The sequence below is a fragment of the Arthrobacter sp. AIWTK1 genome (genome assembly GCF_056680535.1).
This window is the reverse complement of record NZ_CM155287.1, coordinates 56,083-68,480: the sequence shown is the minus strand read 5'-3', so window position 1 is coordinate 68,480 and position 12,398 is coordinate 56,083. Positions and strand designations below refer to the sequence as shown.

Here is a 12,398-nt window from a genome sequence, read left to right as displayed (position 1 = left end):
GATTCCAATGGAAGTAGCGGAACCAGCCAGCCCGGGCAGGTCCCGTGGGAGGTGGAACGGTGTCTGTCATCACGGAATCGGTCCCCATGGGGCCCTTACAGCTAGTAGTCTGCGCCGCCGTCGTGGTGTGCGGCGTGGCCGGCGCAGTCTATTCGGCGCGCTACCACGCAAGGCGCGACGCCGGACAGATGACCGACGCCGTGTTCTGGGACGGTTTCGCCGGACTGGTGGTGGTGTTCCCCGCTGTCCTCATCCCCTTCCTGGCATCCCCGTGGCTGGGCCTCGCCATGGGCTTCCTTGCCGCCGCCACTGCAGTGGCCGCGTATGTGTGGAGTCCCCGGGTGATGGCACGGCAGCAAGCGCGGCTCCACGAGGCAGCCGCACAGGCAGAGATCGAAGCCGCGGCCGCGCGGCACCGCACAGTGCTGAGCAGATGGCAGCGCTATGAGCTGGATCCCGCGTGCTGCATTGACTACCCGGACATGACCGATGTGCGCCGGCCGGAGACGGCGGCCCTGATCAAGGCCATGAGGGAGGCTGAACGGATTCGGGCAGTCGAGGCCGCCGGCTACCTTCCCGCCGTCACCCGGCTGGAACATGCCCTGGGCCGCGCGGAAGCCGCGGCGGGAGTGCCGACGAGTTAGGGCCGCGACGTTAACTGGTGTGTCGGGACCATTGGAAAGGCCGGAAGCTGCGGCGGTAGCATCCCATGATGGAGCCTTTAGTCACGGACACACGAGACCAGCACGGCCGGTTGCGATCTGACCGGGGAGCCTGGCGTCAGGCGACAACCCTCGAAGCGGCGGGCGAACTGACCGCGCGGTGGCTTGAATCCCACAGCGAATACCAGCCTGGAACGTTTGCACCCAGCTTCGACGAGGAGACGCGGCCCATCGCCGCTGAACTGGCAGAGATCAACAGGAACGGCCTCTTCACCAAGGAATCCCAGCCGGGCATCCGCAGCGACACCGGCCATTCGCAGAGGCAGTACGTAACCGGCTTCTGCAGCGCCGCGGCCGCAGCCGAACTCATGGCCCTGTCCACCCGGTCCGAGCTCGTCACCATCGGCCACGCCCCGGGTGAGGTGAGCGCGGCGGCCGTCCCGGTAACGTTCGACGGCGATGCAGTGGTCACCGTCCTCGGGTCCAGTGAGAACCCGGTGGACGAGGACGCACTCCGCGACTGGTCCGAGGAAACCAACGACGCACTGGCCCTGCTCCTCGCAGATTCCTGGTATGTGGAAGTCCTGGACCCGGTGTGGGGCCGGAACGACGTGCTGTTGCCGGAGGTGCTGGCGGCCCTCCGGCAACTGCAGTGAGGACTACAGGTCCACTGTGCCGCTTTCGCCGACGCTCATGCGGCTGTTCGTCACCTTCGACTTGACCCACTGAAGCACCGTGGCAGCCCGGCCGCCGGGGCTGGTCCAGTACTCGGCGGAATCGGAATCAACCCGCAGCAGGACAACCTCAGGAGTGTCGGGGCCGTCCGGGAACCAGGCCTCAACCACCTGGTTCCACATGTCGTGGATCTTCTGCCTGTCGGTGACGATTTCCGCCGTGCCGGCCACGGATACCCACTCGGTGTTCTTGCCGAAGGACACGTTCACCCGCGGGTCGGCACGGACGTGCGCCACCTGGGAAGTTTCCGATGACGTGAAGAACCACATGTCGCCGTCGTCCTTGACTTCCTGGACGGCAAGCGGCCGGCTGACCAGCGCGCCTTCTTCGTTGATGGTGGTCAGCATCCCGATGTGGGAATCGTTGATGATCTTCGTGACTTTGCTGATGTTCTCAGTGTCAGACATGCACTCACCTCGTTCGTGTCGAACGGGGAAATTCCCCGCCAGCCCAGCCTATTAGTAAGTTTGCTTACTTTCAACGACGGGCCGGAGGTTCGGGACGCCAGGGGGTTGCAGCTCAGATACCAGCAGCTCAGATACCCCGCGCCAGGACCTGCCCCTTGAAGAACTCCGGGCGGAGTTTGGCCATGACCAGCATCAGCACCACGCCCAGCAGGATCACGCCCATGCCCAGAATGAACACCAGGCCCACCCCGCCCACGGAGGAGCCGGAACCATAGGCGGGATCCATGGAGTCATAGGCGGTCTTGAAGAACATGACCAGCAGGATGACCCCGCCCAGCAGGGGCGCCAGGAATTTGAAGAAGAACGCGTGTGCTCCGCTGAACGCCTGGGCCCGGAAGAACCAGACGCAGGCGAGGGCCGTGATGCCGTAGTAGAAGCAGATCATCATGCCCAGCGCGGTGATGGTGTCCCAAAGCGCATTCTCGGAGGTGGTCCGGGTAATGACGTAGAACGCCGCAGCGGCGATGGCTGCCGCAATGGTGGCATAGCTGGGGGACTTGTACGTAGGGCTGATCCGCCCGAACTTGGCCGGCAACGCCTTATAGTGGCCCATGGAGAGAAGCGTCCGGGCCGGCGACACAAACGTGGACTGCAGGGAAGCGGCCGAGCTGCTCAGAATTGCCAGCGACATCAGGATGGCGAACGGCCCCATCACCGGACCGGCGAGGACGGCGAAGATGCTGCCCTGGTTATCGGGGTTGCCCGCGCCCAGGCCGGTGTCGCCGGTGCCGGCGAATGCCAGGGTGGAGAGCGCCACGGTCATGTAGATGATCACGATCACCAGGACGGTGACCGTCGCGGCGCGGCCCGGCGTCTTTTCCGGATTCCGGGTTTCCTCGTTCATGGTGAGCGTGACGTCCCATCCCCAGTAAATGAAGATCGACAGGGACACCCCGGCAGCAAAGGAAGAAAAGGAGTCCACGGCGAACGGGTTGAACCAGTCGGGCGAGATGGCTGTGGCATCAAAAGCCGAACCGTTGGCAACGTGGCTGAACGCAGCCACCGCAAACCAGCCGAGCACCAGGAGCTGGAACGCCACCAGAACATACTGGACACCCTTGGTGGTATCCATGCCGCGGTATGAGATCCAGCAGGCCAGCGCAATGAACACCAGCGTTGTGGCGATATTGAGCGGCAGGTTCTTGCTCAGCTCCCCCAGTTCCGGATTGCTGAAGAGCTGGGCCAGCATGAGGTAGAAGAAATCGACGGCGACGGCGGCCAGGTTGGACAGCACAATAATGGTGGCCGCAATCAGTCCCCAGCCGCCCATCCAGCCAATCCACGGCCCGAATGCCCGTGATGCCCAGGTGAAGGAGGTGCCGGCGTCGGGCATGGCGTTGTTGAGTTCCCGGTAGCCGAACGCCACGAGCAGCATGGGAATGAATCCCACCAGGAAGATGGCCGGCAAGTGGACGCCGACCTCGGACACTGTTGGCCCGAGCGCTGCGGTGAGGGTGTAGGCCGGGGCAATGCAGGAGACGCCGATGACGACTGCGCCGATCAGCCCTACGGATCCGGCCTTCAGGCCTTTGGCACTAATGCCCTTGTGGTCGGTCTGCGATGCCGCGGAAGTCGCGTGCTCTGTGGTCATGATGGTGCCTCTCCGGAGGTTTCATTCGACATTGAATGGGTCTGGTGCTTGAGTTCGTAGTCGCTCGGGACCACGATCATGGGCACCGGCAGGGCGCGGAGGATGCGGTTCGCTGTGCTGCCCAGGAAGATGGCACGGCTCCTGGCGAGCCTGCTTGATCCGATCACCAGGACCTCGCCGTCCTCCCAGTCGAGCCGGTCCACGGCTTCCTCGATGCTCCGGCCCTGCGCCACCACGACGTCCGCCTTCGCGGCAACGTGGACGCCCGCGTCTCCGCCGGGAAGGGCGGCGGACACGCGATTGCCGGCATGGCTGCGGGCCGCCTCGGCGACGTCCGGCGACCCGCCGTCGTCGAGCGTCAAAAGCGACACCACCCGCAGGGGCACATCGCGGTTGGACGCCATCGAAACGGCGTAGTCCAGTAGTTCGTCGGCACCGGGGCGGGTGCCGAGTCCGCAGCTGATCCGGGTCAGGGCTTCCCTGCGGTGGTATCCGTGAGGTGCCAACGCCACTGGAACGGTGGCTGCATGGAGCAGCGCACCAGCCACGGATCCGATGGTGAACCGTTTGAACAGCCCGTTGCTCGTGGCCCCGATAATCAGCATGTCCGCCTGAAATTCCGCGCACGCATCCATCAGGGTCTGCGCGTCCGACCCCCCTCTGCGAACGTGCCCTTCCGCCGGGACATCGGCCGGAACCAGCGCCAGTGCCTCGTCGAGCCACGCGCGGGCCTGCTCATGGAGCAGGGTTTCGAATCCGGCCTTCGGCGCATGGGCCGCGCTGAACGGCGACACCTCCGGAATGGCGACCACCAGGTCCAGGGCTGCACCACGGCCCCGGGCCAGTGAAACGGCCAGATTTACGGCATCATGGCCTCTGGCATTTGCTGAATACCCCACTACGTACCGCATCTGGCCGTTCCTCTCTTAACTGGTTTCCTACTGCGTGACTGAAGCGCGGTGCGCAACGGCGGCAACCCGGGCGGCGGTCAGCTGACCCATCCGGATGGCGCCGTCGACGTGCTGGTAGCCCTCGGCCGCAAGGTCGGAGGAGCTCCAGTAGATGGGGCCCACGGGCTGGTGCTGGTCCTTGCCGTAGCGGTGCAGGCCGCCGAGGTCGTAGCTGGAGGCATAGGCGCCGCGAGTCCACTCCTCGGCGCCCCAGTCGGACTCGTAGTACACCTCGGGCTCCAGTGCCTTGTCGCCCAGGAAGGCCGCGATTGATTCCAGGATGGTGCGCTTGCGCTCTTCGGCACTCAGCTCGAAGACGGCGTCGGCCTTCTCGTCCGAGACGAAACCCACCAGGGTGCCGCGGGAATCCCCGTGGTTGGTGTTGTCGTACACCTCCTGCACCAGCGAGCCAGCGCTGAAGCACGTGCCGGAGAGCCCCTCCTCGCGCCAGAACGGCGTCTTGTAGACGGCGTGCACCTTGATGACCAGGCCCAGTGACTGGTGCTGGTGCATCTGGTGCTGCCTGCGCGGCAGCGGCGGGTTGAAGGAAACCCGCGAATACAGGTTCGGCGGCACCGCCATGACCACGTAGCGGGCGTTCACCGTGGCCCGTTCGGACACCACGGTGACGCGCGTGCCGCCGTCGGACCTTTCCGTCCAGTTAATGGTGCGCACCGGGCTGTTAAGAACGACGTCGTCACCCAGTTCGCGTGCCTGCAGCAGCGAAACCTGCTGCATGCCGCCCACAACCCGCTTGTCCAGGATGAAGTCCTCGTCCGTGAGGTGGCTGAAGGACCCGGCGGAGGCAGCCATCAGGACTGCCTGCAGCGCGGAAAATGCGTGCGCTGGCTTGGTCAGCATGCCGCCGGCGATGAACAGGCCGATGTTGTTGCATGCCTCCTCATCCGGGGAGTTCTCGCGGAGCCAGTGATGGAAGGAAATGGTGTCCAGTTCCCGGGCCTTGGGATGGGCCCAGGGTTCGGTGGGGCCGATCTCCGCCGCCAGTCCGTCCAGCAGGCCGACCAGCTTGTCCATCTCGGCGGCCGTGGTGTCGCTGACCGGGAAGGAATCCCCGGTGTAGCGGGTCTTCCTGCCGTCGGCGCCGATATAGATCGATTCGCCTTCGCGGTAGCGGGAGTAGGTTTCAAGTCCCAGCTCGTCCAGGAGTTCCAACAGCACCGTCTGGTCCGGCGAGACCCACTGGCCGCCGATTTCCAGCATGGCGCCGTCAACGGTGTCCGTCCAGGTGCGGCCGCCTACCCGGTCCCGCGCTTCCAGCACGGCGACGCTGAGGCCTGCCTTCTTCAGTTCGCGGGCTGCGGTGAGTCCCGAGGGGCCAGCGCCTACGACGACGACGTCGCGGTCAAGTTCCAGCATGATGTCCTCTCTGTGGCCGCGGGAGTGATGCGTACCACTAAATGAATGCCATTCATTTAGGAAACTATAGCGGTTCCAGCTCCGCCGCGGAAGGGGTCAATGGAATAATGCTGGGGACCCAGCCAGCAGAAAGGCCGACGATGCCGGCAGCCGCCCGCCAGAACGCCACATCCCGCACGGACTCCCTCCCCGCAGCAACCCCGCCGAAGCGACGCGCGGGCAGGCCGGCATCAGCCGTACTGGACCAGGCGGTGATCACCGCGGCAGCGCTGCGGCTGATCGGGAAAAGCGGCTACGACGGGCTCACCATGGCGGCGCTGGCACGCTCACTGGACGTGGCGCCGTCGGCCCTCTACAACCATGTGACGTCCAAACGGGACGTGCTGGTCCTGGTGGAGGACCACCTCGCGGCCCTGGTGGACGTGTCCGCGTTCGGCCGTGAACCCTGGGACGATGCCGTGCGGCGGTGGGCGTGGAGTTACCGGGACGTTTTCTCCAAGCACACGCCGCTCATCCCGGTGATCGCGGTCCTGCCGGTGACGGATGCGCCGCAGACCCTGGCCATGTACGAGAGCGTCAGCGCAGGGCTGCGGAAAGCCGGCTTCCCCGAGGAACGCATCATCTCCTCGATCGTGGCGCTGGAGTCCTTCATTTTCGGTTCGGCCTTCGACGTCACGGCTCCGGCGGACATCTTCGATCCGGGCAGCATGGCGGAATCAACGCCCAACTTCACGGCCGCCGTGCAGAGCCTCGCCGAGCAAGGCCACGAAAAGCCTGCGGACATCGCCTTCAGCCTGGGCCTGGAGGCGTTGATCTCGGGGCTCGGGGCGCTGCGGAAGTAGGCTTTGGCTTGCGGTCAGCCTGCCAGGCGGGCGCGGGGCAGGTGCGGAAAGGGGCGGTCCGCGACCCCGTTGAGGTCGCGTACCGCCCCTGGCACCGGGCTGCTTGGCTGAGGAGTGGTTCCTAGAAGTGCGCGCCGTCCGCCTTCACTGCCAGGACCGGCCGGTCGGCTTGCATCAGGATGCGCTGGGCGTGGCTGCCTAGGATGAACTTGCCCACCTGGGAGCGGTGCCGCAGGCCAATAACAATGAGGGACGCATTCGCTTCACGGGCCACATCCAGGAATTCGTCAGCGAGGTCGTGGTGGTAGGGCGGCTGGATGACCCTTGCCGCGACGCCGGCTTCCGCCGCACGCTTCGCCGCCAGGGCCAGGACATCCTCGCCCGCCACGGACTTGTCCACCAGCGCACCCTCACGGGCTGAGTTGACGATCACCAGGTCCTCATTGCGGAGGGTTGCCTCGGCGATGGCGGCCGTGAGCGCCGCCTCGCCGGCAGGCGTGGGAACGAATCCGACGATGATGCTCATACCTTCTCCTTGATTTTGGTGGGGGCGGGCTCTGCCGCGGCGGAGGTTCTGCGCTTGGCCAGCATGGACCGGAGGCCCGGAAGCACCGCGACCAGCACGAACACCACGAGTAGCGTGGCCGAGATCGGGCGGCCGACGAAGCCCACCGGGTCGCCGCCGAAGACCAGCAGTGAGCGCCGCATGGAGCTTTCCAGCAGCTCTCCGAGCACGAATGCCAGCACGAGGGGGCCGGGTTCGAAGCCGAACTTCTTCATGAGGTAGCCAACGATGCCGAAGACAACCACCAGCGTGACATCGAACATGCTGTTGTTGATGGTGTAGGCACCCAGCAGCGTGATGAGGGCCGTGATGGGTGCCAGGATGGCACCACGGACGCGGAGGATCTTCACGAAGATCCCCACCAGCGGCAGGCTCATGATCAGCAGCAGGATGTTGCCGATGTACATGGAGTTCACCACACCCCAGAACAGCTCCGGGTTCTGTTCCACCAACTGCGGGCCGGGAGTGACGCCCTGGATCAGCAAGGCACCGAACATCAGGGCCATGGTGGCGTTCGCGGGAATGCCGAGCGTCAGCAGCGGGATGAAGGAGGACGTCGCCGCGGCATTGTTCGCGGTTTCCGGTCCGGCGACACCCTCGGGTGCGCCCTTCCCGAAACGTTCAGGCTGCTTAGCCCGTTTCTTCTCCATTGCGTAGGAGGCCATGGAGGCGATGGTGGCGCCGCCGCCGGGGAGGATGCCCAGGAAGAAGCCCAGGACGGAGCCGCGGCCGATCGCGCCGGAGGCCTGCTTCAGGTCCTTCCGGGAGGGCCAGACGTTGGTGACCTTCGACGGCGCCTTCGCGGCCCGGTGCCGTTCCTCCAGATTGTAGAGGATCTCGCCGAGGCCGAAAATGCCCATCGCGATCGGCACGAAGTCGATGCCATCCGCGAGTTGCAGGCTGCCGAATGTAAAGCGGCTTTCACCAGTGAAAATGTCCCTGCCGACTGTGGCGAGCAGAAGTCCAAGGGCCGCGGCGATGAGCGCTTTGGCCTTCGATCCGTTGCTGATCGTTGCCACGAGGAGGATGCCGAGCAGTGCCAGGGCGGTGTACTCAGGCGGTCCGAAATCCAAGGCGAAGCTGGCAACGATGGGAGCCAGGAAGGTCAGGCCGATAATGGCTGCGGTGCCACCAACGAAGGAACCGATCGATGCCAGGCCCAGCGCGGTACCGGCCCTGCCTTGCTTTGCCATCTGGTAGCCGTCGAACACTGTGACCACGGACGACGCTTCGCCGGGCAGCCGCAGGAGTACGGAGGTGATGGTGCCGCCGTACTGCGCACCGTAAAAGATCCCGGCCAGCATGATGATGGCGGTGACGGGCTCAACGTTGTAGGTAAGCGGAAGGAGGATGGCGATGGTGGCCGCGGGCCCCAGTCCGGGCAGCACCCCGATCAGCATCCCGATCACGACGCCGATCAGGCAGTAAAGGAGGTTTGTCGGCTCCAGGACAACCGCAAATCCGTTGATAACGGGATTTAGAAAATCCACGGGGGTCTCCTAGAAGAGGTGGGGAATGGAGGTGTTGAGCGCGAGGACAAAGATCCCGTAAAAGGCAATGACGACGCTCGCGCTGACCACAAGGGTGGAGCGCCAGGTTTCACCGCCGAGGAAGCGCATCCAGATGATGCACAACACCAGGGCCGGCAGTTCAAAACCGATCAGCGGCATAAGCGCCACCATGGCGGCGAGGGTCACCAGACCCGTCAGCGGCGCGTTGGACATGCGGGTGAATTTCTCCGCATCCCGGTTGTGCCGCCCGGCGATGAGCTGAAAGGCCCCGAGGGCAACCATGACGCAGCTGATGATGAACGGCCACAGCCCGGGCTGTGGCTTGTCAGGCGTACCGAGGCCCATGGCGACCGAAAGGATGAGGGCGCCGATCCCGACCCCAATGACCACCAGGGATGACGAGGCGTTGGCAAGGGCTCCGGCCGCGGGAGGCTTTTCCTCCTCCCACTGGGCTGCGAGCTGCTCGGGCGTCAGGTCGTCGGCAAATTCCTCTGCAAGGTCTCGAGGGGCGTCCCCGCCGGAGGCAGCTGTCTCGCTGCTGCCTCCGGCGGGTGCTGCGGGTATTCCTTTCACAGGAGTCACTTATTTCCGCCGAGGCTGATGTCGTACTTCTCCACCAGCTCTTTGTACTTCGCTGCGTAGGCCTTCCATTCGGTGACCACTTCCTTACCCGAGATTTCTTTGGGCGTCAGCATGTTCTTTTTGTTGAACTCCTTGTAGGCGTCCGACTTGAAAGCCTCCTGGAATGCGGCAAGCAGCTTGTCCTTGACATCCTGCGGGGTGCCCTTGGGAGCGGCGACGGCCCGGTACTGGGCTACTGGAACGTCATATCCCGCTTCCTTCGCGGTCGGGGTGTCCGGCAGGAACGTGTTGCGCCCTTCAGAGAAGACCAGGAGCGGGGCGACCTTTCCGGCTTCGATCTGCGGCATTGCTTCACCCAGCTGGATGGTTGCGAGCTCCACCTGGTTTCCCAGGGCTGCTGTCAGGGCGGGCTTGCCGCTGTCAAAGGGGATGTCGGTGCCGGTGACCTTGGCCTGCTTGAAGAGCACGGTCTGGGCCAGCTGGCTGCCGGTGCCCACGCCCGTGGTACCGAAGGTCACATTACGGCCGGCATTCGTCACATCTTTGAAGGTCTTGAATCCGGACCCGGGGCTTGCCACTAGGACGTAGTCGTCCTGGGACAGGCCGGCGATGATGTCCAGATCGTCAATGTTCACGGCTTCTTCAGCTGAGACCGCCAGAGGGGTGATGGTGATCAGGGAGGCGTTCAGCAGGACCAGCTCCTGGCCATCGGCGGGCTTGCCGGCCACTTCCTTCGTTGCGAGGGCGCCGTTTGCACCGGGCTTGTTGACCACGGGCATCGGCTGGCCAAGCGTTTTGGAGGCGCCTTCGGCGAGGGCGCGGGCGATCAGGTCGGTGCTGCCGCCGGCAGCCTGGCCAACGGAGAGGTTGACGGGGCCGGACGGGTATTTGGATGAATCTGCGCCGCCGCTGCCGGCGACGTTGCCGCAGGCGGTCAGGGCCAGGAGCGTAATGGCTGAAGCCGTTCCGAGGACGGCTCGGCGGGTGGGGAAGTGCATCATTGGAACTCCTCGTTGGCGCTACAGGGCTAGGCCCCAATACGTTTGTGAACCGGATCACGGCCGGTTGGCTGTATCGAGTGTAGGAACCCACTATGATGCATGTCTAAGCCCGAATATGCATCGAGTGATACCCGGAAGGCATCATGTTTACCTTTGACCAGCTGGCGGGATTCATCGCCGTAGCTGAGGAGCTCCACTTCGGGAGAGCGGCGGAACGCCTCAACATGACCCAGCCGCCCCTGAGCCGCCAGATCCAGAAACTGGAGAAGGCCGTGGGCGCGGAGCTGCTGGAACGGGACAACCGCAAAGTCCAGCTGACGGCCGCGGGGCGCGCCTTCCTGGATGAGGCCCGGCGGCTGATGGCCCTGGCCAGCCGCGCGCCCGTCACGGCACGGCGGATAGCCTCCGGACACTCCGGGCTTTTGCGGATCGGCTTCACTGCAGCCAGCGGCTTCAGTATTCTCGGTCCCCTGCTGGAGGAGATTTCCGCAGCTTTACCCGACGTCGACATCGACCTGCAGGAACTCGTGACGGGCGAGCAGATCGCCGGACTCCTCTCGGGCGAACTGGACCTCGGCCTCGCCAGGCCGCCCTTCGATAACGAAGTCTTCGATTCGCATCTTCTGTACCGGGAAGCCATGGTGCTGGCGGTGCCATCCAGCCATCCGCTGGCCGGACTCAAGCGGGACATCACCGAGAAGGATCTCCGGGACGAGCCGCTCATCATGCACTCCTCCACTCAGGCCCAGTATTTCTATGACCTCGTGGTCCGGATGATGTCCATCCAGCACGCCAATGTGGTCCACACCGTCAGCCAGATCCTCACCATGGTGTCCCTGGTAGCTGCCAAACGCGGCGTCGCCTTCGTCCCGCACTCGGCAACGCTGCTGGGCGTCCACGGCGTCGAATTCCTTCCGCTGGAGAGCAGCGTGGATGATCCGGTGGAACTGCACGCGATCTGGAGCCGCAGCATCACCAACCCCGCACTCGCCCTGGCCTTGAAGACGCTGGAGTTCCAGGAGAACTAGGACCGCCGACTGGAACCGTCGCCGCCTAGGCCCATCATGGCCCGAAGTGATGCAGAAAGGGTATCAATGCATACAAAATTGAACTTAGACAGGCATCACTTGACTCCCTAGGCTGAAGGGGAAGACATCATCTGCCGCACCGCTGCGGCGCCGACATGGAGGACCATCGTGGCCAAACACTCACCCCAGGAACTTGCCAGCGTTCTCAAAGACGGGTTGCTCTCCTTCCCGGTGACCTCGTTCGATTCGCAGCTCCAGTTCGATGAGGAAAACTACCGCAAGCACCTTGCCTGGCAGGCCAGCTACCCGGTGGCCGGGCTTTTCGCCGCCGGCGGCACGGGCGAAGGTTTCTCCCTCACGCCGGCCGAATCCGCCCGCGTCGTGCGCGCGGCCGTCGAGGAGGTCGGCAACACAGTTCCCGTTCTGGCGTCAGCCGGCGGTTCCACGGCCCAGGCCATCGAAAACGCCCAAGCCGCCGAAGCGGCTGGCGCCGAGGGCATCCTGCTGCTGCCGCCGTACCTGACAGAAGCGGACCAGGGCGGCCTGATCGAGCACGTCAGCGCCGTCTGCAGTTCCACCTCGCTCGGCGTCATCATCTACAACCGTGCCAACGCGATCTACAAGGACACCACCGTTGCCGCCCTGGCCGACCGCCACGAGAACCTCATCGGTTTCAAGGACGGCGTGGGCGACCTCGAACACGACGCCCGCGTTTACGCCAAGCTCGGTGACCGCCTCTTCTACCTCGGCGGCCTCCCGACTGCGGAGACCTTCGCGCTGCCGCTGCTGCAGCTGGGCATGAGCACCTACTCCAGCGCCATGTACAACTTCGTCCCGCAGTTCGCCCTGGACTTCTACCAGGACGTGCGCAACCAGGACCGCGTGGCCGTGAACAAGAAGCTCAACGACTTCGTGATCCCGTACCTGGACATCCGGGACAGGGTCAAGGGCTACTCCGTTTCCATCGTCAAGGGCGGCCTGGACGCCATCGGGCGCTCGGCCGGCGGCGTCCGCCCCCCGCTGCAGAACCTGGCACCGCAGGACCTTGCGGACCTCAAGGCCCTCATCGCCACCGTCTCCTGACCCG

Annotated in this window: 13 protein-coding genes; 5 read left to right on the top strand and 8 right to left on the bottom strand. The window is 64.7% G+C overall.

Annotated elements, in window-relative coordinates; all coding sequences use genetic code 11:
* The first annotated feature begins 59 nt into the window (after window positions 1-59).
* Together AC1MDG_RS00325 and AC1MDG_RS00320 are read left to right on the top strand one after the other, a co-directional pair.
* A complete protein-coding gene (locus tag AC1MDG_RS00325) occupies window positions 60-644 on the top strand; it encodes a hypothetical protein (protein WP_479806795.1) in 585 nt (194 codons plus the stop codon).
* Between the two features lie 68 nt (window positions 645-712).
* The gene (locus AC1MDG_RS00320) at window positions 713-1,318 is read left to right on the top strand and encodes a DUF6919 domain-containing protein (RefSeq protein WP_479806794.1); all 606 of its coding nucleotides are present in this window, start codon (window positions 713-715) and stop codon (window positions 1,316-1,318) included.
* Between the two features lie 3 nt (window positions 1,319-1,321).
* On the opposite strand, the gene AC1MDG_RS00315 is transcribed toward AC1MDG_RS00320, so the two are convergent.
* The 4 genes from AC1MDG_RS00315 to AC1MDG_RS00300 form a co-directional block, all read right to left on the bottom strand.
* A complete protein-coding gene (locus AC1MDG_RS00315; RefSeq protein WP_043479863.1) occupies window positions 1,322-1,804 on the bottom strand; it encodes a pyridoxamine 5'-phosphate oxidase family protein in 483 nt (160 codons plus the stop codon).
* 127 nt (window positions 1,805-1,931) lie between these two features.
* Window positions 1,932-3,455, bottom strand: a complete 1,524-nt coding sequence (locus AC1MDG_RS00310) for an APC family permease (protein WP_479806793.1) — start codon at window positions 3,453-3,455, stop codon at window positions 1,932-1,934.
* Window positions 3,452-4,366, bottom strand: a complete 915-nt coding sequence (locus tag AC1MDG_RS00305) for a universal stress protein (protein WP_479806792.1) — start codon at window positions 4,364-4,366, stop codon at window positions 3,452-3,454. Before AC1MDG_RS00305 ends, AC1MDG_RS00310 begins: the two co-directional genes overlap by 4 nt.
* Before the next feature lie 27 nt (window positions 4,367-4,393).
* Complete coding sequence (locus AC1MDG_RS00300; RefSeq protein WP_479806791.1) at window positions 4,394-5,782, bottom strand: flavin monoamine oxidase family protein; 1,389 nt, start codon at window positions 5,780-5,782, stop codon at window positions 4,394-4,396.
* Between the two features lie 140 nt (window positions 5,783-5,922).
* On the opposite strand from AC1MDG_RS00300, the gene AC1MDG_RS00295 reads away from it, so the two are divergent.
* The gene (locus AC1MDG_RS00295; protein WP_479806790.1) at window positions 5,923-6,624 is read left to right on the top strand and encodes a TetR/AcrR family transcriptional regulator; all 702 of its coding nucleotides are present in this window, start codon (window positions 5,923-5,925) and stop codon (window positions 6,622-6,624) included.
* A 121-nt stretch (window positions 6,625-6,745) separates the two neighbouring features.
* Here AC1MDG_RS00295 and AC1MDG_RS00290 read toward each other — a convergent pair whose 3' ends face one another.
* From AC1MDG_RS00290 to AC1MDG_RS00275, 4 genes are read right to left on the bottom strand one after another with little or no spacing between them, the layout of a single operon-like run.
* Window positions 6,746-7,150, bottom strand: a complete 405-nt coding sequence (locus tag AC1MDG_RS00290) for a universal stress protein (protein WP_479806789.1) — start codon at window positions 7,148-7,150, stop codon at window positions 6,746-6,748.
* Window positions 7,147-8,679 (bottom strand): tripartite tricarboxylate transporter permease, encoded by a 1,533-nt coding sequence (locus tag AC1MDG_RS00285; protein WP_479806788.1) that lies wholly within the window; start codon window positions 8,677-8,679, stop codon window positions 7,147-7,149. The genes AC1MDG_RS00290 and AC1MDG_RS00285 overlap by 4 nt, the downstream gene beginning before the upstream one ends.
* A gap of 9 nt (window positions 8,680-8,688) precedes the next feature.
* Complete coding sequence (locus AC1MDG_RS00280; protein WP_479806787.1) at window positions 8,689-9,282, bottom strand: tripartite tricarboxylate transporter TctB family protein; 594 nt, start codon at window positions 9,280-9,282, stop codon at window positions 8,689-8,691.
* Complete coding sequence (locus AC1MDG_RS00275) at window positions 9,279-10,283, bottom strand: Bug family tripartite tricarboxylate transporter substrate binding protein (protein WP_479806786.1); 1,005 nt, start codon at window positions 10,281-10,283, stop codon at window positions 9,279-9,281. Before AC1MDG_RS00275 ends, AC1MDG_RS00280 begins: the two co-directional genes overlap by 4 nt.
* A 143-nt stretch (window positions 10,284-10,426) precedes the next feature.
* On the opposite strand from AC1MDG_RS00275, the gene AC1MDG_RS00270 reads away from it, so the two are divergent.
* Window positions 10,427-11,311 (top strand): LysR family transcriptional regulator, encoded by an 885-nt coding sequence (locus AC1MDG_RS00270; protein ID WP_479806785.1) that lies wholly within the window; start codon window positions 10,427-10,429, stop codon window positions 11,309-11,311.
* A gap of 168 nt (window positions 11,312-11,479) precedes the next feature.
* Window positions 11,480-12,394, top strand: coding sequence for a 5-dehydro-4-deoxyglucarate dehydratase (gene kdgD / locus AC1MDG_RS00265; RefSeq protein WP_479806784.1), 915 nt, complete (start codon window positions 11,480-11,482; stop codon window positions 12,392-12,394).
* Window positions 12,395-12,398 lie beyond the last annotated feature (4 nt).

Excerpts from the sequence above, each read along its gene's own strand:
- AC1MDG_RS00320 (WP_479806794.1), top strand. The coding sequence starts at position 713 with ATGGAGCCTTTAGTCACGGACACACGAGACCAGCACGGCCGGTTGCGA.
- AC1MDG_RS00300 (WP_479806791.1), bottom strand. The coding sequence starts at position 5,782 with ATGCTGGAACTTGACCGCGACGTCGTCGTCGTAGGCGCTGGCCCCTCG.
- AC1MDG_RS00275 (WP_479806786.1), bottom strand. The coding sequence starts at position 10,283 with ATGATGCACTTCCCCACCCGCCGAGCCGTCCTCGGAACGGCTTCAGCC.
- AC1MDG_RS00310 (WP_479806793.1), bottom strand. The coding sequence starts at position 3,455 with ATGACCACAGAGCACGCGACTTCCGCGGCATCGCAGACCGACCACAAG.
- AC1MDG_RS00315 (WP_043479863.1), bottom strand. The coding sequence starts at position 1,804 with ATGTCTGACACTGAGAACATCAGCAAAGTCACGAAGATCATCAACGAT.
- AC1MDG_RS00290 (WP_479806789.1), bottom strand. The coding sequence starts at position 7,150 with ATGAGCATCATCGTCGGATTCGTTCCCACGCCTGCCGGCGAGGCGGCG.
- AC1MDG_RS00270 (WP_479806785.1), top strand. The coding sequence starts at position 10,427 with ATGTTTACCTTTGACCAGCTGGCGGGATTCATCGCCGTAGCTGAGGAG.
- AC1MDG_RS00305 (WP_479806792.1), bottom strand. The coding sequence starts at position 4,366 with ATGCGGTACGTAGTGGGGTATTCAGCAAATGCCAGAGGCCATGATGCC.
- AC1MDG_RS00295 (WP_479806790.1), top strand. The coding sequence starts at position 5,923 with ATGCCGGCAGCCGCCCGCCAGAACGCCACATCCCGCACGGACTCCCTC.